This window comes from Bradyrhizobium sp. B039 (genome assembly GCF_038965675.1).
GTDB classification, from domain to species: domain Bacteria; phylum Pseudomonadota; class Alphaproteobacteria; order Rhizobiales; family Xanthobacteraceae; genus Bradyrhizobium; species Bradyrhizobium diazoefficiens.
This window is the reverse complement of sequence record NZ_CP152416.1, coordinates 5,974,713-5,996,130: the sequence shown is the minus strand read 5'-3', so window position 1 is coordinate 5,996,130 and position 21,418 is coordinate 5,974,713. Positions and strand designations below refer to the sequence as shown.

Here is a 21,418-nt window from a genome sequence, read left to right as displayed (position 1 = left end):
ATTATCCCGTCGGCGGACGCTGTCCGAGCCTCAAGCTCGTCGGCGCCTCTTTCCAGATGCTGTCAAAGCCACGCGGTCCTTTTGCCTGAGAGTTTCCGGGGCGGTTGCTCCTTCGGCGCCGGCTGCCTAAAGCCGGTCTCTCCCGACGTGGCCGTACGATACAGATGGGTACAGACCACAGGCCAGCCAAGCCTGTCAACGCGGCCTTTGCGTCTTTCAACGGGATTGCAACGGGATTGAGCGCCTGCGGCAACCCTCTGATCTCTCTGCACAGTTTCTGGACAGCGAAGCTGGCCTTGTCTAAAAGCGCTTTGACCCGCAGATATCAGCCTTAATTTCCGGTTTGGACGGCGGTCGCGGGTCCGAACACACCCGATTGGATGAACATGAGCGGCGTCAACGAGATCAGGTCGACCTTTCTGAACTTCTTTGCCGAGAACGGCCACGAGATCGTGCCGTCCTCGCCCCTGGTGCCGCGCAACGACCCCACGTTGATGTTCACCAACGCCGGCATGGTGCAGTTCAAGAACGTCTTCACCGGCGTCGAGAAGCGGCCCTATCAGCGCGCCACCACCTCGCAGAAATGCGTGCGCGCCGGCGGCAAGCACAACGACCTCGACAATGTCGGCTACACCGCGCGCCATCTCACCTTCTTCGAGATGCTCGGCAACTTCTCGTTCGGCGACTATTTCAAGGAGCGCGCGATCGAGCTGGCCTGGACGCTGATTACCCGCGAGTTCGGGCTGAAGAAGGACAAGCTGCTCGTCACCGTCTACCACACCGACGACGAGGCGGCCGGGCTGTGGAAGAAGATCGCCGGCTTCTCCGACGACCGCATCATCCGCATCCCGACCTCGGACAATTTCTGGGCGATGGGCGACACCGGGCCGTGCGGCCCGTGCTCGGAGATCTTCATCGATCGCGGCGAGCACATCTGGGGCGGACCTCCGGGCTCGCCGGAAGAGGACGGCGACCGCTTCCTCGAATTCTGGAATCTCGTGTTCATGCAGTACGAGCAGGTGACGAAGGAGGAGCGCGTGGATCTGCCGCGTCCCTCGATCGACACCGGCATGGGCCTCGAGCGCATGGCCTGCATCATGCAGGGCGTCGACAGCGTGTTCGAGACCGACCTGTTCCGTCACTTGATCGACGCGACGGCCTCCGCGCTCGGCAGCGGGCCGAACGAGCAGACCGTGGCCTCGTTCCGCGTCATCGCCGACCACTTACGCTCCTCGGCCTTCCTCGTCTCCGACGGCGTGCTGCCCTCCAATGAAGGCCGCGGCTACGTGCTGCGCCGGATCATGCGCCGCGCGATGCGCCATGCTCAGCTGCTGGGTGCGAAAGAGCCGCTGATGCATCGGCTGGTCTGGGCGCTGGTCCGCGAGATGGGCCAGGCCTATCCGGAGCTGATGCGCGCGGAGAAGCTGATCGAGGAAACGCTGCGGCTGGAAGAGACCCGTTTCCGCAAGACGCTGACGCGCGGCCTCGCCATCCTCGACGAGAAGAGCGCTTCGTTGAAGAAGGGCGACATGTTCGACGGCGACGTCGCCTTCACGCTCTACGACACCTACGGCTTCCCGCTCGACCTGACGCAGGACGCGCTGAAGTCGCGCGGCATCGGCGTGGACCAGTCCGCCTTCACCGATGCGATGGAGCGCCAGAAAGCCAAGGCGCGCGAGTCCTGGAAGGGCTCGGGCGAGGCGGCTTCCGAAGCGATCTGGTTCCCGCTGCGCGAGAAGCTCGGCGCCACCGAATTCCTCGGCTACGAGACCGAGAGCGCCGAAGGCGTGGTCTCCGCGCTGGTGAAGGACGGCCAGGAAGCCGCCAGCCTCAAAGCCGGCGAGACCGGCGCACTGGTGCTGAACCAGACACCGTTCTACGCGGAGTCCGGGGGCCAGGTCGGCGACACCGGCGTGCTGCTAGGCGAAGGCGGCGTCAAGTTCCGCGTCACCGACACGCAGAAGAAGCTCGGCGATCTCTTCGTCCACGTCGGCACGGTCGAGAGCGGCGAGCTGAAGCTCGGCACCGCGCTGCAGCTCGAGGTCGATCATTCGCGCCGCTCCTCGATCCGCGCCCATCACTCGGCGACGCATCTCATCCACGAGGCGCTGCGCCAGGTGCTCGGCGACCACATCGCCCAGCGTGGCTCGATGGTCGCGCCCGACCGGCTGCGCTTCGACTTCGTGCATCCCAAGCCGATCACGGCGGAGGAGCTTGCCCGCGTCGAGGACATCGCCAACGACGTGGTGCTGGAGAACGACGAGGTCACGACCCGCGTCATGGGCGTCGATGAAGCGCGTGAAGCCGGGGCGCGCGCGCTGTTCGGCGAGAAATACGGCGACGAGGTCCGCGTCGTCTCGATGGGCAGGACCGCGCGCGAGCGCGGCGCCAACGCGCTCGGCTGGTCGGTCGAGCTCTGCGGCGGCACCCATGTGCGGCGCACCGGCGACATCGGCCTGATCACGCTGACCGGCGAGAGCGCGGTCGCCTCGGGCGTGCGCCGCATCGAGGCGCTGACCGGCAACTACGCGCGCAAGCACGCCAACGACACCATGGCGCTGGCGAAAACCGCGGCAAACGAGCTGCGCACCTCGATCGACGACGTGCCGGCGCGCATCACAGCCCTGATGGAGGAGCGCAAGAAGCTCGAGCGCGAGCTTTCCGACGCCCGCAAGAAGCTCGCGATGGGCGGCGGTGCTGCCGCCAGCAATGGCGCAGCCTCCGGCGTGCGCGCGGTCGGCGACGTCAAGCTGATGGCGCGTGCGGTCGAGGGCATCGAGATGAAGGATCTCAAGAGCCTCGCCGACGACGGCAAGAAGCAGATCGGCTCCGGCGTGGTCGCCATCGTCGGCGTCACCGGGGACGGCAAGGCCGGCATCGTGGTGGGCGTCACCGCCGATCTCACCGCGCGCTTCAACGCCGTGAACCTCGTGCGTGTCGCCTCCGAAGCGCTCGGCGGCAAGGGCGGCGGCGGCCGCCCCGACATGGCGCAGGCCGGTGGCCCCGACGGTGCCAAGGCGCCCGAGGCGCTTGCGGCGATCGAAAAAGCCATGGCGGGCGCGTGAGGCCGTGGGCCTCGTTCCGCGAGGACGTGGGCTTCGCGACCCCAATTTGAGGGATCGCCTCTACGAACTGCTGGAGCACGATCCGCTGGCCTATTCGGTCGGGTCGCGCTTCATCCAGCTGATCATCGGCGTCATCGTGCTCGACGTGGTCGCGATGGTCCTCGCCTCGGTGCCGGATCTGGACGCGCAGTTCGGCACGCTGTTCTCGGCGATTAAGGTCTTCGCCGTGATCGTGTTCGCGCTGGAATATGCCGCGCGGCTGTGGACGGTCGCCGGACACACCCAGCGCAAGGCGTCCGCGCTGTCCGACCGGCTCTCCTATGCCTTCTCCGCGCTCGGCATCATCGACCTCATGGCGTTCCTGCCCGCGGCAATCGTGCTCGCCACGGGCCGGCATGCGACGCTGGCGGCGCTCGGCGTGCTGCCGTTCTTCAAGCTGATCCGCTATTCGCCGGCAATGCGCTCGCTGCTCGCCGCCGTGCACGCCGAGCGGCGCGCGCTGATCGGCTGCATCGTCATCCTGATCGGCGTGGTCCTGACCTTCGCCTCGCTGCTCTACGCCATCGAGCGCGACGTGCAGCCGGACAAGCTCGGCACCATCCCGCAGGCGATGTGGTGGGCGATCGTGACGCTCGGCACCGTCGGCTATGGCGACGTCGTGCCGGTGACGGCGCTCGGCAAGTTCGTCTCGGTGTTCGCGATCATCTCAGGCTTTGCCATGATCGCGCTGCCGGTCGCGATCATCTCGACGGCCTTCGCGGAAGAGGTGAAGCGGCGCGACTTCGTCGTCACCTGGGGCATGCTGGCGCGGGTGCCGCTGTTCTCGCATTTGTCGGCCTCGGAGATCGCCGACATCATGCGGCTCTTGCGGGCGCGCACCATCGAGCAGGGCGAGATCCTGGTGCGGCGGGGCGATGCCGCTACGTCGATGTATTTCATCACCGCCGGCGAGGTCGAGATCGCGCTGCCGACCCAGAATGTGCGGCTCACCGACGGCACCTTCTTCGGCGAGATCGCACTGCTGCACAAGACCAAGCGCAGCGGCACGGTGACGGCGACGCGCAAGACGCGCCTGCTGGTGCTCGACGCCCAGGATTTCCACGCCCTGATCGAGCGCATGCCGACGCTCGCGGCCCACGTCCACAAGACCGCGAAGGCGCGGCTGGAAGAGACCGGCGATCTCGCTGCGGCGGAACTGGCCCAGGCCGAGCGCGAGGGCACCGACCGCTGAGCGGTCAGCCCTTCTTCAGGAAAACATAGTCCGCCGAGTACGGCGCGCTTTTGAACTCGCCGGCCTTGTCGCAAGACCCCTCGAGCTTGCCGCCATGGGTGTTGATGCGCTGGACGGTGGTGACCGGCGTCAGGACGCCGCTGCCGCGGCGGGAGGCGACCTCCAGCTTCAGCCAGGGGATGTCGGCGCCCGTGGCGCCCGGCGCGTTGCCGATGGCCTTGCCGACCACGGCGCTGCTGTCGGCAAGCTCCCAGCTCGGACCGGCATAGTGATGGCCGATCGTCTTGCCCTCGGAGAGAAGCGTCGCGATCGGCTCGCGGAAGGCCCAGGCGAGCTTGCCGTCGGCGCCCGCCTTGCACTCGTAGACCTGCGCACCCTCGGCGTGGACGCTGAGCACGACGGTCTCGCCCGGCGCGGCGATGGCCTCGGGAAGCGTCTCCGCAGCCCCGGCCGGTCCGATCAGGGCCGCGAGCATCAGGGTGGGGGCGGCAAGCTTGCTGAACATGGCGGTCTCCGCAAAGGGTTTCAAAAAACAAACGGGCCGCGCTCAAAGGCGCGGCCCGTGATGATGTCCGGCCCAGTCGGGCGAAATTGCGGTCGGCTTACGCCGCCATCGCCTTGGTGAGGTTCTCCGCGACTTTGTCGAGGAAGCCGGTGGTCGAGAGCCAGCGCTGGTCGGCACCGACCAGCAGCGCGAGGTCCTTGGTCATGTAGCCGGCCTCGACGGTGTCGACGCAGACCTTCTCGAGGGTGTTCGCGAACTTGGCGAGCTCGGCGTTGTTGTCGAGCTTGGCGCGGTGGGCGAGGCCACGGGTCCAGGCGAAGATCGACGCGATCGAGTTGGTCGAGGTCTCCTTGCCCTTCTGGTGCTCGCGGTAGTGGCGGGTCACCGTGCCGTGGGCGGCTTCCGCTTCCACGGTCTTGCCGTCGGGGGTGAGCAGCACCGAGGTCATCAGGCCGAGCGAGCCGTAGCCCTGCGCAACCGTATCGGACTGCACGTCGCCGTCGTAGTTCTTGCAGGCCCAGACATAGCCGCCGGACCATTTCAGGGCCGAGGCCACCATGTCGTCGATCAGGCGGTGCTCGTAGGTCAGGCCCTTGGCCTCGAAGTCCTTCTTGAACTCGCGGTCGTAGATGTCCTGGAAGATGTCCTTGAAGCGACCGTCATAGACCTTGAGGATGGTGTTCTTGGTCGACAGATAGACCGGGTAGTTGCGCAGCAGGCCGTAGTTCAGCGAGGCGCGGGCGAAGTCGATGATGGAGTCGTCGAGATTGTACATCTCCATGGCGACGCCGGCGCCGGGGGCCTTGAACACTTCCTTCTCGATCACGGTGCCGTCCTCGCCGACGAACTTCATCGACAGGGTGCCCTTGCCCGGGAACTTGAAATCGGTGGCGCGGTACTGGTCGCCATAGGCGTGGCGGCCGATGATGATCGGCTTGGTCCAGCCGGGAACCAGGCGCGGCACGTTCTTGCAGATGATCGGCTCGCGGAAGATCACGCCGCCGAGGATGTTGCGGATGGTGCCGTTCGGCGACTTCCACATCTGCTTGAGGTTGAACTCCTTCACCCGGGCCTCGTCAGGGGTGATGGTGGCGCACTTGACGCCGACGCCGACCTTCTTGATGGCCTCGGCGGCGTCGATGGTCACCTGATCGTTGGTGTGGTCGCGGTATTCCATCCCCAGGTCGAAATACATCAGCTCGACATCCAGGAACGGGGTGATCAGCTTGTCCTTGATGTACTGCCAGATGATCCGGGTCATCTCGTCGCCATCGAGTTCGACGACGGGATTGGATACCTTGATTTTTGCCATGATCGGGGAAGCCTCTTGGGAACGGCGCTATTGGCGCGCCACGGGAATATCCGCCGCCTCTTAGCACCGCCGCGCGGCGGGCGAAAGCCAAGGGATTATGCACTTTTAGCTCATCCAGCTTCCCCAGATGGGGGGCGGGGAGCGGCCCGCCGGCGGGGGCTGGCCTGAGGCTTCAGAAGAGATTCAAAAGTCGAATCCAAGTCGTTATTTCCCTTGAGAATTTCGTCAGGACAGGCAAACGACAGGCGGCAGGGCGCGCCGGCTGGCGGTGGGCCTTGAATCAATTCCTGAGAGCGCCTTGCCAAGGCCTTGAGACGAAGAGTGAAAGCGAAACGAAATGTCGGGGACTGACAAGAGCAAGGCGGGTCTTTCCCTCGACGGTCCGATCGTGATCCTGGTCGAGCCGCAGCTTGGCGAAAACATCGGCATGGCCGCGCGCGCCATGGGCAACTTCGCCCTGAGCCGCTTGCGCATCGTCAACCCCCGCGACGGCTGGCCCAACATCGCCGCCCAGCGCGCTGCCGCCGGCGCCGACTACATTCTGGAAAAGGTCGAATTGTTCGACACGGTCGGTGAGGCCGTCGCCGATCTCGACCTGCTGTTCGCCACCACCGCGCGCCCCCATGACCAGGCCAAGCCGGTGGTGGGTCCGGAAGCCGCAGCGGCCGAGATCTCCGGGCACGTCGCGACCGGGGGCAAGGCCGGTATCCTGTTCGGCCGCGAGCGCTGGGGGCTGACCAACGAGGAGGTCGGCCTCGCCAACCGCATCATCACCTTCCCGGTCAATCCGGGCTTTGCCTCGCTCAACCTCGCCCAGGCCGTGCTGCTGATCGGCTATGAATGGTTCAAGCTGGCGACATCCGGCGAGCTGCCACACGCCATGCCGGAGCGCTCCGAGCGCGCCTCGCAGCACCAGATGCAGGCCTTCTTCGACAATCTCGTGCGCGAGCTCGATAAGGTCGAGTTCCTGCGGCCGGCCGAGAAGCGCGACACCATGCTGGTCAACCTGCGCAACATCTTCAGCCGGATGGAGCCGACCAAGCAGGACATGCACACCCTCCATGGCGTCGTCATGGCGATCGCGGAGGGGCGCAAGGGCCCGGCCAAGGGCGGCGTGCTCGACGGCGAGCAGGCAACCCGCCTGCGCGCGCTCTTGGCCGAGCACGGCCAGGGCGGCGGTGTCCCCGACAGCGGATCGACCGTGCGCGGGCTCGCCCGTCTGCTCCGCCGCAACCCGACCGACGCCGAGCGCCTGCTCTGGCAGTCGCTGACCCGCGACCGCCGCTTCGCAGGCCAGTTCAAGCGCCAGACCCCGGTCGGCCGCCACATCCCGGACTTCGTCTCGTTCCCGCACCGGATCGCGATCGAGCTGGTGAACCCCGGCGAGGGCGAGACGATCGCGGCGGACCGCGCGGGCCGGCGGACGTGGCTCGAGGCGCGCGACTATCGCGTGCTGGAGATCCGGGCGGCGGATGTGGAGCGGGATCTGGAGAGTGGCCTTACGGTTCTCCAGTCCATGATGTCCAAGACCTGAAGTACCCAAGACTTATCCACCACGGCCGATGCCTCAGCGGGCTGAACTGTGCCGAAATCCAGGTTTTGCCTTTCCGTCCACGGACAAGCGGCTAAGATTGTCGGGCTTGTTCACCTCATTCGCTGGTTGTGGGGGCGCCTGTGCTTTTTCGAAAAAGGAGCTTGACGCAGGCGGGGGCCACAGCGATCGCGCGGCAGCACGAAGCCGCCGTTTTGCAGGATGAACGCGCTGCTGTGGCCGTGGGCCGGAAGAGAGCTGTAACCGGCCCCTGGATTGGGCTCGCGCTGTCAGGGGGAGGCATTCGCTCGGCGACGTTCTGTCTCGGTGCATTGCAAAGATTTGCCAACAGCGGCTTGCTCAAGCATTTCGACTACATATCGAGCGTGTCCGGCGGCGGATATGCCGCGTCGGCGGTGCAGTGGAAATGGCATGACGATCCCAACACCGACGCGGGCGCAAACTTTCCCTATGGCAGCGAGCAAACGCAATCTCTTGCGAGTGAAAATGAGAGCCTGAAGTATTTGCGCTGGCACGCCAGCTTTCTCGCGCCAGGCGGCGGCATCTCGATCTGGTCGGGAATCGCGGTTCTGCTTCGCACGTTTCTGATCAGCGTTTTCTTCTGGCTGCCACTGGCGATCGCGTTCATGCTGGTCGTATTCGTGGCCACCGGCTTTCACGCCTTCTACGAATCGTACGGGACCATGGGAGAGCTAACCGTCCCAAAACTGGAAGCCATGACCCTGTCGTTGCCATGGATCGGCATCTGCGTTTCGGCGTTTGCCGGTGTCTTCATTTTCGCCATTGTGTTGCTTCTGGCGATTGCGCTGATCGGGACGATATTCCTTGCGATCATCTCGATCCTCATTCCTCCCGAGACCACGGAAAACCGCGGTGACCGCATCGCCCGGGCCGGGCGTTGTGCCGCCGTCGGCATCGCCGGGCTGCTGGTCTCCTACTTCACGTTCGGTCACTTCGGAGCACGTTTCGATCTGGCTACTGTCGATCCCGTCACTTCGGCGTTGTTGATTGCGACCGCCGGATTCGGTCTGTTCGGCGCGTGCGCGATTATTGTCGGCATTCTGCAGCTTTCAGGGATACTGGAGTTCGGCGTCAACTATGCGGTGCGGCGCAAATACGAGCTGGCCGCGACGGTGTGGTTTCCCACCCTGATCGCGTGCCTCACGTTCGGATCTCTTCCCTTTGTGTTCGAGGCAATCGCGGATTCCACCAAGAGCTATCCAACCGGGGGAAAGGCGCTGATCGGAATCTTCACCGTCGCCAGCGGATTTCTTTCCGGTCTTTATGGTCACTTCGTGCAGGCGCAGCGGCTCGCGCCCTCTCTTGCCACCCGCGTCGCGGCCACTTTGGCGGCCGGTGCCTTTCTCTATCTCATACTCGTGATCGCCTATGCTGGAGCGAGATTTCTAATCCAGCCGCAACATCTCACCGCAGACCAGGCACAATATTGCCGCGAGTTTTTCGCTGCGCTCCTGGTGTTTTCAGTTGCCTTTGGATGGTGGAGCAACGTCAACTACCTCGGTCTGCATCGCTTCTATCGCGATCGCCTGATGGAAGCCTTCATGCCGACGATTGAGCAAAAGGCGGCGGATGCGCCAAATTATAGCGATGCGGACCGGTTGCCATTGGCGGCGATATGGCCACCCAAACAGACCAGTCCGCTTCCTTATCCACTGATCAACACCAACGTCATTCTGATCAACGACCTCGATCAGACGGTTGCGCTTCGCGGCGGAGCCAGTTTTCTGTTGAGCCCGTGTTATGTCGGGAGTTTTACAACGGGATGGCTTTCGACATCGGACCACGGCAAGCGACATGGTCCAATGACGCTCGCCTCTGCCATGGCAGCCTCGGGCGCCGCTGCCAACGCGAATGCCGGTTTTATCGGGACCGGCATCACGCGTGATCGGTTGATCTCGACCGTCATGATGCTCTTCAATCTCCGCCTCGGCCTTTGGATTGGCGCTCCCGGCGCATCTCGGGGAACGCCGAACTATTTCTCGCCGGGCCTCAAGTACGGGGTGTTTCGGTCCGGCTATCAGCGCGACAGCGATTTTCTCGAGCTGAGCGACGGAGGGCACTTCGACAATCTGGGAGCCTACGAGCTCATCCGGAGGCGCTGCGATGTGGTGATCGTGCTCGACTCGGAGGAGGACCCGTCAACGGCAATGTCGGCCCTCGCCTCGGTATGTCAGCGAGTGCGCGAAGATTTTGGTGTCATCATCAAGATCGAGGCAGAGGCAGATACCATCGCGCCCGCAGGGGACATGGGCTATCCGGCCGGCGCGAAGTTCGCGAAGAAATCCTACTTCGTGGCCTCGATCGATTATCCTGCCGAGCACCGTGCCGGGATTGCGGACCAAGCGAAGACCGGAACATTCGTTTATCTGAAATCGGGAATGATCAAGCAGCTCAGCTTTTCCACCAAAGGGTACAAGGCCAAATATCCTGATTTCCCGAATCAATCCACTGTCGATCAGTTTTTCGACTCGGCCCAGTTCGAGGCATATCGAGACCTGGGCTGGTCCAGCGTCGAAATGATGGCAAATGCATTTGGGTTGGATGCCGCTGCCACAGCAGACGACTTCGTTCGGCGGTTGACGGGGGCCCCGCCTTTTGCTGCTCCGGCTCCGAGCGCGCCCACTGGTCGATGAGTCGCGCTGCCGGCGCTTCTAAGGCTCCCCTCCGGTTGTCGGACCTAGCCGGATTTCCTTCACTCTGCCGAAGTCGAACCCAACCTGTTTCCTGCGATCGAGATCGTTAACTCGGATCACCTGCGCGGTGCCTCGTGGGCTGATCCGGAAGGGTACGCAAGCGATGCCGGCAACTGTCTGATAGGGCTTGATCTCAACCCGACGCTCCCGCAAATTTTCTCTGTTGGCAGAAGCTGGAGGAACAATCAGGGACGCGACCCACCGAAAGCCCCCCGAGGCCGCTTGCGAAGCCGCGCCGCTGATGCCGTGGTCGACGATATCTGTCACAAACGAAAATTGTGAGCGGTTACTTCGCGCTTCGTAGCTTCCATCGTAACGCTTTTTGTCATCCGTTCGCCTGCATTTCTGGTCACGAGAAGCATAGTCCGTTGCGTCGTAGCCAGTATGGAAGTGTTGCAAGGTAGTGAGGCCAGTGTCGCTCCCGTCCGGGCGCTCCAGGATCTCGCCGCGATCGTAACCCAGGTCGTGATAGGCCTCGTATGCGAGCGTTGAAACGCTGTTCAAATATGAACGCTGGCTTCCACAATTCGAGCCGACGCCGGATCGTCGCAACAAGACGCGGCCATAGTCCGGCCGGTCGGAGGTCAGTTGCGGTCCAAGCCTCGCCGTCTTTATCACGATCGCACCGGCCCGGTCATCGCCGGCCGTCTTGACGACGAAATAGAGAGTTGTCCACTTTCGCTGGGGGGCCTCGAACTCATTCGCGGAAATGACCGGGGTCATCGTTCGACCGTCGAATGCGTACAGCGTGTCATCTTCAAGCGCGGCGGATGCCATGGGACAGACGTAGGTTGGGTTCGCCGGCGCCGAACTGTCGCACAGTAGGAAAAATCCAAACAGGCTGGTCGAAAAGAGCAGAGAGGCTGGGGCAAGACGCATCAGGCACTCCTATCGCATAAGCACTATATTTTTGCAGGCGGCGCATTTCGAAACTGCAGCCGCGAGCGCACCAAAGTGATTTTCGAAGCAATCGCACCGCGCGGCGGAAGCCGCCGTCCGAAGCCCGGACGGCCGGCAGAGTAACACAGGTTGCGGTAGTTAAAAATGCCCGATTGAGGTGTGAACAGCCTCGGACCGCCACGGGCCGTTCGGCGTGGCTTGGTCGCATCGCGTTTGGTTGGCCGAAGTCAGCTCATCGCCGCGGCGCTTTTGCTCTTGAAAAGGTATGGGGCGGGGGCTTCTCCCGTCGCCCGCCGAGCATCACCCGCACCCCAGCTGCACCTCGCGCTCCACCGCAATCCATGTTGCCCGCGCCACGGCCAGCAACCTCCCGTTTTCATCATGCACTGCGGCCTCGGCCGTGCGCTTGCGGCCGTCGCGGCCGGTCGGCCAGGCCGTGATGACGCAGCGGTCGCCGGGGGGCGGCCGGGCCTCGATCCGCGCCGACATCCGTCCCAGCAGGAGCGGCGCCTGGTCGAAGCTGTCGCTCTCCTGATTGTAGTTGCAGGCATAGCCGGTGGGACAATCGAGCGCCGACCAGAGAAATTCGCTCGCGACAAGGCCGTCCTCGGCGGCCAGATTCGGATCCGGTATCCAGCTCGCCGCGAGAACGGCATTCCGCACATCACGCCCGAGCGGTCCGGCGAAAATGCGAAGGCCGTCGCCCTTCGCCCTGGCGGGTCCGCACACGAAGCAGGTCGGCAACGGGTGCTCGTGCGGCTTGACCGGCGTCCGCAGCTCGGCGGCGCGGGCCTCCTCGAAGCTGGCTTTCTCCAGCCGCGCCAGTTCGACATTTGTCGGCCGCCCGGTCGCGACGAGCTTGGCGCCATCGCGGAGCTCCCATGTGCCGTCGTCGGTCGCGACCGCATCGAGCGGCCGGTCCAGCGGCGGCGGTGCGCGCAGCGTCACCTCCGCAGCCCCGGGAATGTGCCGTGCCAGCCGGCCGCAGACATAGCCGCCGTTGCCGGAGTTCGGAGGACCGCAATAGCGCTTGTCAATGATGATCCAGGTCATCAGTCTTGTTCTCTCTTCCTCGTCGGCACACTCTACCTGATCTTGAGGACAATTCGTCCCTGAACCGTGCGATTGGCCACGGCGCGCATGGCGTCCCCGGCCTCCTCCAAAGGGAGGACACGGTCGATATGCGGGCGGATTCGTCCGTCGGCCAACAATTGCATCAGAGTGACGTTCATGCGCGCGGCCTCCGCGGAAAACCTCTCCGCCCAGGCGCCGACGAAGACGCCGATGATGGAATAGTTTTTCAGGAGCGGCAGGTTCATCGGGACCTGTGGAATCTCGCCGCTGGCGAAGCCGATCGGCAGCAGCCGTCCGCCCCATTTCATCAGCCGCGCCATCTGCTCGAAGACCGCGCCGCCGACATTGTCGAAGCCGACGTCGATGCCTTGTCCCGATGTGATCGACTTGATCCGGTCGCGCAGGTCCTCGCTGCGGTAGTTGACGATTTCGCTGGCGCCGTAACCGCGCACCAGGGCGGCCTTGTCATCGGAGCCGACACCGGCGACGACGCGCAGGCCGAAATGGCGGCCGAGGTCCACGGCGGCTAGTCCAACGCCGCCGGCAGCGCCGGTGATGAACACGGTTTCGCCGGCTTGCGCCCGTGCGCGCTCGACCAGCGCATAATAGGCCGTGCCGTAATTGTGAAGCACCGTCGCTGCCGCTTCGAACGCGACGCCGTCGGGCAGACGCACGCTCTTCGATTCCTTCGCGGTCATCCGTTCGGCGTAGCCGCCGGTCCAGCTGCTGCACGCCACCCGATCGCCCGGGGCGAATGCCGTGACCTTGTCGCCGACCGCGACGACGATGCCGGATGCTTCCGTGCCGGGCACGAAGGGGGTCGGCGGCCGCATCTGGTAAAGGCCCGAGACCATTAACTGGTCCATGAAGCTCACGGACGCCGCGTGGACGTCGATGAGAATCTCGTCGCCGGCAGGCCTCGGCTCGTCGATCTTGCTGAGGCGCAAGTCCGCAGGGCCGGTGAACGAGCTGCACAGAACCGCTTTCATCGGGGTGCTCCAACGGGACGAGGCGATTTCCGATCGTCCGTCCGGCGGCGGGCGAAAAGGCGCGGCACCAGCATGGGAACGCGGCGGCGATAGTCCTGGTAGGTCGCGCCGAACTCGGCGATCAGATCCCGCTCCTCGAACTGCAACGCGACCAGGATGTAGGCCGTGTTCGCGAGCGCGAACAGCAAGTGGCCGGCGGTCATCGCGGGCGTCGCCCAGAACGCGAGCAGGAAGCCGAGCATGAGCGGATGCCGCACGATCTTGTAGAGCAGCGGCGTCCTGAAGGATTGACCTGATATCTCGGTCCCGCGGAAGGCGACGAAAGCCTGACGCAGACCGAACAGATCGAAATGGTCGATCATGTGGGTCGAGGCAAACGCGATCAGCCAGCCGAGCCAATGCACGCCGATCAGCAACCAGGCCGCTATTGCGCTCGTTTGCCAGACCGGCGTCGGGATCGGACGCCACTGCCAGAACAGCAGCAGGAGGATCAGGCTGGAGAGCAGTACGTAGGTGCTGCGCTGGCAGGCCAGGGGAAGGAATTTGGCCCACCATCGTTTGAAGGCCGGGCGCGCCATGACGCTGTGCTGGATGGCAAACAGGCTCATCAGCAGCAGGTTGACGAGGATGGCCTCGCCCAAGTTCGTGGGGCTGCCGACGTCGATCGACTTCGGCACGACATAATTGCCGACGAAACCGAGGGCGTAGAGAAATGAGACCGTGAATACGGCATAGCTCACGATGGCGTAGAGCAGGATTGCGAGGCGCGCGAACATGTTTTTTCCTATTGTGCGGACGGCGGCAGTGCCGCATGCAGGAGCCTCAATCGCTCACTGGCGAGCGGGCTCGATCTGACCCGACTGTTATCGCTGGACCGTCCCCTGAGCGTCCCCCGGCCGGGGAGGGAGGATTTCCATGACGGCCTTCTCGCTGGGAACATTTGGCTTCCCCGAGGTCCATGCCGACGACCGCCTGATCAAGCTGGCCTTACGCAAGGGTCTTGCGCTGCTGGTCTATGTCGCGGAGGCCAAGGGTGCTGTGGCGCGGGACGTCGTGGCCACGCTGCTGTGGCCCGAGAGCCCCGGCGAGACCGGACGTGCGCGATTGCGGCGGCTGCTTCACCGCATCGAGCAGACGCTCGGCCAGCCGGTTTTCGAGACTGATCGCGCCAGCGTGCGATGGTCACCCGCGATCGCGCTGAAAGTCGATACGCATCTGTTCGAGAGCGCCTGCGACCGCGGCGACTTTGAGCAGGCCTGCCGGATCTACCGGAGTGACTTCCTCGCCGGCTTCGCGCTGGACGACTGTCCCGAATTCGACGATTGGGCGTTCTTCCGCCGGGAGGCGCTGCGGGGGCGGCTCATGAACGCGCTGGAGCGGCTGGTGCAGGACAAGAACGCCGCGGGCGAGCATTTTGCCGCCACAGTGCACGCGGGACGCCTGGTCGAGCTCGATCCGCTCAGCGAAGTCTATGGCCGCCATCTGATCCGCAGCTTGCTGCTGGCCGGCGACCGAAGCGCGGCCGAGCGGCACCACGCGGCACTGACGCAGCGGCTGCGCGGCGAGCTCGGGGTTGCGCCGGAAGCCGAGACCGAGGCGCTGATGAGTCCCGCGGCGGCAGCGCTTGCCGTTCCGACGACACGCTATGTGAAGGGCGCCGGCGTGCATCTGGCGTATCAGACCTATGGCAGCGGCCCGCTCGATATCCTGGTCATGCCCGGCTTCGTGTCGCATGTGGAGCGCGCCTGGGAGCATCCCGCGAGCCGGACGTTTCTGGCGTCGTTGATGAAGCTCGGGCGGCTGATCGTGTTCGATCGTCGCGGCATCGGGCTGTCCGACCGGGTCGGATCGGCCCCTGGCATCGACGTCACCGCGGAGGATATCGGCACTGTCCTGCGCGCGGCGAATGCGCGCCGCGTCGTGCTGTTCGGCGCATCCGAGTGCGGGCCGGCCTGCATCAAATTTGCGGTCGATGAGCCGCGCCTCGTGGCCGGGCTCATCCTGTTCGGCGCCCTGGCCAAGGGCTGCTGGTCGCAGGACTATCCGCATGCGCTGCGCGCCAGCCAGTATGACGCCTGGCGCCAGCAGCTCGTCGCGCAATGGGGCGGTCCGGTCGGGATCGAAACTTTTGCGCCGAGCCTGGCTCGTGATGCCCAGGCGCGCGCCTGGTGGGCGGGGCTGCTGCGCGCGGCCTCCAGTCCCGGCGGCATCTCCGCGGTGCTGGAGGCGTTTCGCGACGCCGACGTGCGGCATCTCCTGGCGCAGATCGCCGTGCCGACGCTCGTGTTGCACCGGCGGGGCGACCGGGCGGTGCGGATCGCGGCCGGCCGCGACATCGCGAGCCGGATCAGCGGCGCGGAGTTCGTCGAGCTCGACGGCAACGATCACTGGTTCTTTGCCGGCGATCAGCAGCCGGTGCTGGCGGCGATCGGGGGATTTATGAAACGGACATTGTAGGGTGGGCAAAGCGAAGCGTGCCCACCATCTCGATCAACAAGGTCGAGAAGATCTGGTGGGCGCAGCGCTTTGCGCCTTTTGCGCACCCTACGGGATCATGGCGAGGCTTACACCGCCTCTAACTGATCCGCGGCGCGCTTCTTCTTCGTTCTGGACTGGCCGAGCAGGGGGCCGGCCGTGAGCGCGGCCGTATCCGCCACGCCCGGGTCGCGCGAGATCATCGCCGCGACGATCGCGCCGTCGATGATGAGGCCGAGCTGGTGCGCGAGCACTGCGGGCTCGCTCGAACCGAGCTCGCCGGCGAGCTTCTCGATGTGGCCGAGCACGATCTTCTTGTGCTTCAGCGCGATGTTGCGGAATTGTTTTGCGTCCTTGTCGTGCTCGCCGACGGCGTTGATGAACGGGCAGCCGTAGAAGCGCTCCTCGGCGAACCAGCTCTTCAGCGCCGGGAAGATGCGCGTGAGTTTTGCCTGCGCGTCGCCGCCGCCTTGCTCCATGGCGCCGATGAACCATTCGCGCCACTGCTTGCCTTCGCTCTCCAGCACCGCGTTGACGAGGTTGGTCTTGGAGCCGAACAATTTATAGAGCGTGGTCTTGGCCGTGCCGGCTTCCTCGATGATCGCGTCGATGCCGGTGGCGTTGATGCCGTTCTTGCAGAACAGATGCGTCGCGGCGCTCAAGAGGCGCCCGCGCGCGGATTCGTCTTCGCCGGCACCGGCGTGGGGCGAGTTCTTCTTCGATGACGTCTTTGCCATGAGTCCAAACTTACCCGCAGCGACGCCGCATCAGCAAGCCGCATCTGTTCCGCGCTGAAAAGATTCGCAAAGCGCAACCCATCTGCATCGCCTTTGAGCATGGGGCGGCTGATCAATCCGCAGGCAGCGCCGGCTAAGCGGCTCCAATGCTTCGCCTTTTGTTTTTGGCCGCCTCTGGCACGCTCCATGCAAGGAAACAGACCGTTCGGTATCCTGCCGATTTCCTCGGCTGCCAGGGAGAAAACTGATGACTGCCGTCGTTCAAAAGACCGTGCTGACGGGTTGCCTCGCGCCCATCGACAAGAATGGCCTCGAGCAACTGATCGCGAGCGGCAAGGCCAATCCGAAGGTCGTCAAGACCTTGAAATGCAAGACGGTCGCGGAAGGAAAATTCCGCCACGCCAACTACATCCGCAATCTGCAGCCCTACATCGTCGACGAGCCGCCGGGCCTTCTGGGTGACGATACCGCGCCCAATCCGTCGGAAGCCTCGCTCGCCGCGCTCGGCTCCTGCCTTGCGGTCGGCCTGCACGCCAACGCCGTGCATCGCGGCTGGATCGTCAACAAGCTCGAGCTCGAGCTCGAGGGCGACCTCAACATCACGGCCGTGTGGGGCACCGGCGATGTCTCCGACAAGCCCGTTGGCTTCACCGACGTGCGCGTCAAGGTCGACATGGAGTGCGAGGGCATCTCGCAGGACGAGATCAACGCGCTGGTCGCCCATGTGAAGAAATGGTCGCCGGTCGCCAACACCTTCACCCGCCCGGTCAATCTCGAGGTCGGCATCTAGGCTGACGGCAACAGGACAAGGTGCGGGAGGCGATCATGGGTTCACTGGCTTTATCGCGGGTCGACGTTTTGGATCAGCCCGCACCGTCCATTGCAGGCGAGGTGGCGCGGATCGCGCGCGAGCAGCTCGCGCCGCTCGCCGCCGGTATCGACGACGGCTCGGTCTATCCGGCCGAGGTGCTGCGCGAATTCGGCGCCGTCGGCGCGTGGGGCAGTCACATGCCGCACGAAGGTCCCGCGGATTTGCGCTGCGCCATCCAGGCGATGGCAGCGATCGGCGAGGTCTGCGGCGCGACGGCGTTCATGGCCTGGTGCCAGAACACGCTGGTCTGGTACGCCGCCAACTCCACCAATATGAAGCTCGCGAGGCGCTTCGGCGATGCCTTCTCGACCGGCCGGGTGCTCGGCGGCACCGGGCTCTCCAATCCGATGAAGAGCTTCTTCGGCATCGAGAAGCTCAAGCTGAAAGGGCGGAAGGTCGAGGGCGGCTACATCGTCCGCGGCGCGCTGCCCTGGGTCTCCAATCTCGGCCCCGATCATTATTTCGGCACCATCTTCCAGTGCGAGGACGATCAGGGCATCGCAAGTGGCGAGCCCGGGACTGTGATGTTTCTGGCCGACTGCTCCGATCCCGCCATCACACTCACGCCATGCAAGCCGTTCCTCGCCATGGACGGCACCGGCACCTATGGCGTGCAGTTCCGCGACGTCTTCGTGCCGGATGAGCTGATCCTCGCCGATCCCGCAGGTCCCTTCGTCAAGAAGATCCGCGCCGGCTTCATCCTGCTCCAGGCCGGCATGGCGCTCGGCCTCATCCGCGACTGCATCAACATCATGGACGAGGTCGGCGGTCCCCTCGGGCACATCAACCGCTATTTGCCGCAGCAGCCGGTGCATTTCGGTGACCTCGCCGCCGAGCTCGAGGCGGAGACCATGGCGCTGGCGCGCGATCCCTACAACGCGGAGGAGACCTATTGGCGCAAGGTGATTGCGCTGCGCCTGCGTGCCGGCGAGGCCAGCGTCGCCGCGGCGCATGCGGCGATGCTGCATTGTGGCGCGCGCGGCTATCTCAAAAGCCACCGCGCGCAGCGACGCCTGCGCGAGGCCTATTTCGTCGCGATCGTCACACCTGCCACCAAGCAGTTGCGCAAGATGCTCGCCGATTCCTGATCTTTGCGAGTCCACCCGAAGACCCCCAACCTCAACGGAGAGGCTGCCATGACTGACGTTCTGATCACTGCCGTCGAACTCGCCGATCTCTTGAAGCTAGAGCCGTGTGTCGTCATCGACACCCGCAATCCCGATGCCTACGCCGCCGGCCATCTGCCCAATGCCGTGAACGTGCACGAGATCTTCACGTTCCTCGCGACCTCGACGCCTGAGGGCATGACTGAACTGAAGACGAAATTCGCCGATGCGTTCGGCGGCGCCGGTCTCTCCGGCAAGGAGACGGCCGTGATCTACGAGCAGTCGATGAACTCGGGCTTCGGCCAGTCCTGCCGCGGCTATTACCTGCTCACCATGCTCGGCTATCCCAAGGTGAAGGTGCTGCATGGCGGCTTCGATGCGTGGTCGGCCGCGGGCTTCCCGGTGACGAAGGACGTGCCGACGCCGGCGAAGGCGTCGTTCGCGATCGTGCCTGAGGCGGGCGAGATCCTGATCGATGCGAAGACGATGCTTGGCGCCGTCGGCAAGCCCGGCATCGCCATCCTCGACGTGCGCGATGTCGACGAGTGGATCGGCGACAGCTCGTCTCCTTATGGAAAGGATTTCTGCCCGCGCAAGGGCCGCATCCCCGGCGCGGTGTGGCTGGAATGGTACCGCATGATGAAGCCGACCGCCGAAGGCCCGCGCTTCAAGTCCAAGGACGAGATCCTGGCCGAATGCGCCACCGTCGGCATCTCGCAGACGACGCCGGTCTATCTCTACTGCTTCAAGGGGGCGCGGGCCTCGAACACGTTTCTGGCGCTGAAGAACGCCGGCGTGAAGGACGTGCGGATGTATTTCGGCTCCTGGAACGAATGGTCGCGCGATCCCTCGCTGCCGATCGAGCAGGGGCTGCCGATCGCATCCGAGGTGACGACCAAGGCGGCGTGAGCGTCGCTAACCGAAGGCCCGCGGACGGGGCGCGATCCCGAGCGCCTTGATCCGCGAGGCCAGCGTGGTCGGCTTGATATCCAGCATTTCCGCCGCGCCGCCGGGGCCGAACACCTTTCCCGCGCAGGCCTCGAGCGCGGCGAGAATATTGGCGCGCTCGTGGTCGCGCATCTCCGCTGACGTCATCACCGCCGGACGCGCATCGGCCTTCTGGCGCGCGGTGCCGGCCGGAGCTGGCGTGCCGGAGGTATCAGGCAGGTCGATGCGCAGGCGGCCGTTCTGCGACAGGATCGCGGCGCGCTCGATCACGTTCTGCAATTCGCGGACATTGCCGGGCCAGTCGTAGCGCGTGAGCCGCCGCGCATCGCCTTCCGACAGGCGCAAATTCGATTTCAGCGCCTTGCCCTCGCGCGTCAGAAAATGCTGGGCGAGCAGGGGAATGTCCTCGCGCCGCTCGCGCAAGGGCACCGTCTCGATCGGAAACACGTTGAGGCGGAAATAGAGGTCCTCGCGAAAACGTCCGCGCTGGACCTCCTGCTTGAGGTCGCGGTTGGTCGCGGCGATGACGCGGACGTCGACCGCGCGGGTGCGCTCCTGGCCGACGCGCTCGAAATTGCCTTCCTGCAACACGCGCAGCAGCTTGCCCTGCAATTCGAGCGGGATCTCGCCGACCTCGTCGAGGAACAGCGTGCCGCCGTCGGCGAGCTCGAACCGGCCGATGCGGTCGCGCGTCGCGCCGGTGAAGGCGCCGCGGACATGGCCGAAGAACTCGCTCTCGAACAATTCGCGCGGGATCGCGGCGCAGTTGACGCGGATCAGCGGCCGGTCGCTGCGGGTGGAATCCTCGTGGATGGCGCGGGCGATCAGCTCCTTGCCGGTGCCGGACTCGCCGGTGATCATCACCGCCGCGGTGGTCGGCGCCACCAGCTTGACCTGCCGCAGCGTCTTCTGGATCGCCTCGCTCTGGCCGATGATGCCGCGCGGGTTGGTCTCGATGCGGATTTCTTCCTGGAGATAGGCGTTCTCGAGCTCGAGCCGCTCACGCAGGCGGTCGACCTCGGTGAGCGCGGCGTGCAGCTTCTCGTCGGCCTCGCGGCGCTGGCTGACGTCGCGAAACACCACGACGGCGCCGACCACGACGCCGCGGTCGCGGATCGGGGTGGAGGTGTATTCGACCCAGGCCGGCGAGCCGTCCTTGCGCCAAAACACCTCGCCGTCAACCTGATGCACGGCGCCGTCGCGGAACGCCGCGTAGATCGGACAGTCATGGTTGTGATAGTGCCGGCCATCGTGATGGGTGTGGTGCACGATGGGGTGGATCTCCTTGCCGACCAGCTCCTCGGCGGTCCAGCCCAGCATGCGTTCGGCCGCGGGATTGACGAAGGTGGTCTTGCCTTCCGCGTTCACGCCATAGATGCCTTCGCCGGCGGCGCGCAGGATCAGCTGGTTCTCGCGCTCGATGTCCTGGAACACCCGCTCGACCCGCTGCCAGGTCGAGATGCCGCTGCGCATGTGGTCTTCGGCGGCGGCATCGACATTGCGGCGCCGGCGCGCGTCGAGATCGGTCAGTGTGAGCAACACCAGCGTGCGGCCGTCATGGGGCAGCACGCAGCCGGCATATTCCAGCCGGAGATTTTGCCCGGTGGCATGGCGGGGGGTGAGCACCGTGGTCCAATAGGCGCCCTTGTGCAGCACGGCCTGGGTGAACACGGTCAGGGCCGGAAGCTCGCCGGCGTGCAGGGTGCTCGCCCTGGTCTGCCGCAGCAGCGCGCGGTCGTAGCCGAGCAGGGCGCAGGCGGCCGGATTGGCATCGATGATCTGGTCGGCATAGGGGTCGACCAGCAGCGTGGCCTCGACCGAGGACTCGAACGCGGCGACGCGCGGATCGATCGCCTCGGCGGTATCATCGGAAACGAGCATTGGCGTCGTTGCCATCACGAAATCTCGTAATTGAACTACGAATTATCGTGTATCACGA

The 21,418-nt window shown here is 64.9% G+C and carries 16 protein-coding genes and 1 riboswitch; of the genes, 8 read left to right on the top strand and 8 right to left on the bottom strand.

Translation table 11 applies throughout. From position 1 onward, the window contains the following. Positions 1-64: 64 nt before the first annotated feature. Positions 65-155, bottom strand: a riboswitch (glycine riboswitch). Positions 156-386: 231 nt separating this feature from the next. Further along, positions 387-3,065, top strand: a complete 2,679-nt coding sequence (gene alaS, locus AAFG50_RS28590) for an alanine--tRNA ligase (RefSeq protein WP_028173347.1) — start codon at positions 387-389, stop codon at positions 3,063-3,065. Positions 3,066-3,069: 4 nt separating this feature from the next. After that, positions 3,070-4,296: a cyclic nucleotide-gated ion channel gene (locus AAFG50_RS28585; RefSeq protein WP_028173348.1), complete on the top strand. Its 1,227-nt coding sequence runs from the start codon at positions 3,070-3,072 to the stop codon at positions 4,294-4,296. Between the two features lie 4 nt (positions 4,297-4,300). Here AAFG50_RS28585 and AAFG50_RS28580 read toward each other — a convergent pair whose 3' ends face one another. Beyond that, positions 4,301-4,801 carry a DUF3455 domain-containing protein gene (locus AAFG50_RS28580; protein ID WP_028173349.1) on the bottom strand — a complete coding sequence of 167 codons (501 nt, stop codon included), beginning with the start codon at positions 4,799-4,801 and terminating at the stop codon, positions 4,301-4,303. Between the two features lie 97 nt (positions 4,802-4,898). Then, on the bottom strand, positions 4,899-6,113 hold the full coding sequence (locus AAFG50_RS28575; RefSeq protein ID WP_028173350.1) for an NADP-dependent isocitrate dehydrogenase: 1,215 nt from the start codon (positions 6,111-6,113) through the stop codon (positions 4,899-4,901). 337 nt (positions 6,114-6,450) lie between these two features. On the opposite strand from AAFG50_RS28575, the gene AAFG50_RS28570 reads away from it, so the two are divergent. Beyond that, positions 6,451-7,647: a TrmJ/YjtD family RNA methyltransferase gene (locus AAFG50_RS28570; RefSeq protein WP_028173351.1), complete on the top strand. Its 1,197-nt coding sequence runs from the start codon at positions 6,451-6,453 to the stop codon at positions 7,645-7,647. Positions 7,648-7,808: 161 nt separating this feature from the next. Further along, positions 7,809-10,319 carry a patatin-like phospholipase family protein gene (locus tag AAFG50_RS28565; RefSeq protein ID WP_074076777.1) on the top strand — a complete coding sequence of 837 codons (2,511 nt, stop codon included), beginning with the start codon at positions 7,809-7,811 and terminating at the stop codon, positions 10,317-10,319. 18 nt (positions 10,320-10,337) lie between these two features. Here the strand turns inward: AAFG50_RS28565 and AAFG50_RS28560 are convergent, their stop codons facing one another. The 4 genes from AAFG50_RS28560 to mddA form a co-directional block, all read right to left on the bottom strand. Then, positions 10,338-11,258: a hypothetical protein gene (locus AAFG50_RS28560; protein ID WP_028173353.1), complete on the bottom strand. Its 921-nt coding sequence runs from the start codon at positions 11,256-11,258 to the stop codon at positions 10,338-10,340. Positions 11,259-11,579: 321 nt separating this feature from the next. After that, entirely contained in the window at positions 11,580-12,332 is a 753-nt protein-coding gene (locus AAFG50_RS28555; RefSeq protein ID WP_028173354.1) for a hypothetical protein, read from the bottom strand. Between the two features lie 32 nt (positions 12,333-12,364). After that, on the bottom strand, positions 12,365-13,342 hold the full coding sequence (locus AAFG50_RS28550) for an NADPH:quinone oxidoreductase family protein (protein ID WP_028173355.1): 978 nt from the start codon (positions 13,340-13,342) through the stop codon (positions 12,365-12,367). Beyond that, complete coding sequence (gene mddA / locus AAFG50_RS28545) at positions 13,339-14,118, bottom strand: methanethiol S-methyltransferase (RefSeq protein ID WP_028173356.1); 780 nt, start codon at positions 14,116-14,118, stop codon at positions 13,339-13,341. The genes AAFG50_RS28550 and mddA overlap by 4 nt, the downstream gene beginning before the upstream one ends. Positions 14,119-14,257: 139 nt before the next feature. Here mddA and AAFG50_RS28540 point away from each other — a divergent pair, with 139 nt between their 5' ends. Next, positions 14,258-15,799, top strand: a complete 1,542-nt coding sequence (locus tag AAFG50_RS28540) for an alpha/beta fold hydrolase (protein ID WP_028173357.1) — start codon at positions 14,258-14,260, stop codon at positions 15,797-15,799. Between the two features lie 107 nt (positions 15,800-15,906). On the opposite strand, the gene AAFG50_RS28535 is transcribed toward AAFG50_RS28540, so the two are convergent. Beyond that, positions 15,907-16,554 carry a TetR/AcrR family transcriptional regulator gene (locus tag AAFG50_RS28535; RefSeq protein WP_028173358.1) on the bottom strand — a complete coding sequence of 216 codons (648 nt, stop codon included), beginning with the start codon at positions 16,552-16,554 and terminating at the stop codon, positions 15,907-15,909. A 247-nt stretch (positions 16,555-16,801) separates the two neighbouring features. On the opposite strand from AAFG50_RS28535, the gene AAFG50_RS28530 reads away from it, so the two are divergent. The 3 genes from AAFG50_RS28530 to AAFG50_RS28520 are packed head-to-tail and all read left to right on the top strand — an operon-like array spanning position 16,802 to position 19,440. Beyond that, positions 16,802-17,344 (top strand): OsmC family protein, encoded by a 543-nt coding sequence (locus AAFG50_RS28530; RefSeq protein WP_011088482.1) that lies wholly within the window; start codon positions 16,802-16,804, stop codon positions 17,342-17,344. Positions 17,345-17,379: 35 nt separating this feature from the next. Continuing rightward, positions 17,380-18,513: an acyl-CoA dehydrogenase family protein gene (locus AAFG50_RS28525; RefSeq protein WP_028173359.1), complete on the top strand. Its 1,134-nt coding sequence runs from the start codon at positions 17,380-17,382 to the stop codon at positions 18,511-18,513. Between the two features lie 48 nt (positions 18,514-18,561). Next, a complete protein-coding gene (locus tag AAFG50_RS28520; protein WP_028173360.1) occupies positions 18,562-19,440 on the top strand; it encodes a sulfurtransferase in 879 nt (292 codons plus the stop codon). 6 nt (positions 19,441-19,446) lie between these two features. Here AAFG50_RS28520 and AAFG50_RS28515 read toward each other — a convergent pair whose 3' ends face one another. Next, positions 19,447-21,375: a sigma 54-interacting transcriptional regulator gene (locus tag AAFG50_RS28515; RefSeq protein ID WP_028173361.1), complete on the bottom strand. Its 1,929-nt coding sequence runs from the start codon at positions 21,373-21,375 to the stop codon at positions 19,447-19,449. Positions 21,376-21,418: the final 43 nt, after the last annotated feature.

Coding starts and splice junctions, on each gene's coding strand:
- alaS (WP_028173347.1), top strand. CDS start 387: ATGAGCGGCGTCAACGAGATCAGGTCGACCTTTCTGAACTTCTTTGCC.
- AAFG50_RS28580 (WP_028173349.1), bottom strand. CDS start 4,801: ATGTTCAGCAAGCTTGCCGCCCCCACCCTGATGCTCGCGGCCCTGATC.
- AAFG50_RS28575 (WP_028173350.1), bottom strand. CDS start 6,113: ATGGCAAAAATCAAGGTATCCAATCCCGTCGTCGAACTCGATGGCGAC.
- AAFG50_RS28570 (WP_028173351.1), top strand. CDS start 6,451: ATGTCGGGGACTGACAAGAGCAAGGCGGGTCTTTCCCTCGACGGTCCG.
- AAFG50_RS28560 (WP_028173353.1), bottom strand. CDS start 11,258: ATGCGTCTTGCCCCAGCCTCTCTGCTCTTTTCGACCAGCCTGTTTGGA.
- AAFG50_RS28555 (WP_028173354.1), bottom strand. CDS start 12,332: ATGACCTGGATCATCATTGACAAGCGCTATTGCGGTCCTCCGAACTCC.
- AAFG50_RS28550 (WP_028173355.1), bottom strand. CDS start 13,342: ATGAAAGCGGTTCTGTGCAGCTCGTTCACCGGCCCTGCGGACTTGCGC.
- mddA (WP_028173356.1), bottom strand. CDS start 14,118: ATGTTCGCGCGCCTCGCAATCCTGCTCTACGCCATCGTGAGCTATGCC.
- AAFG50_RS28540 (WP_028173357.1), top strand. CDS start 14,258: ATGACGGCCTTCTCGCTGGGAACATTTGGCTTCCCCGAGGTCCATGCC.
- AAFG50_RS28535 (WP_028173358.1), bottom strand. CDS start 16,554: ATGGCAAAGACGTCATCGAAGAAGAACTCGCCCCACGCCGGTGCCGGC.
- AAFG50_RS28530 (WP_011088482.1), top strand. CDS start 16,802: ATGACTGCCGTCGTTCAAAAGACCGTGCTGACGGGTTGCCTCGCGCCC.
- AAFG50_RS28525 (WP_028173359.1), top strand. CDS start 17,380: ATGGGTTCACTGGCTTTATCGCGGGTCGACGTTTTGGATCAGCCCGCA.
- AAFG50_RS28520 (WP_028173360.1), top strand. CDS start 18,562: ATGACTGACGTTCTGATCACTGCCGTCGAACTCGCCGATCTCTTGAAG.
- AAFG50_RS28515 (WP_028173361.1), bottom strand. CDS start 21,375: ATGGCAACGACGCCAATGCTCGTTTCCGATGATACCGCCGAGGCGATC.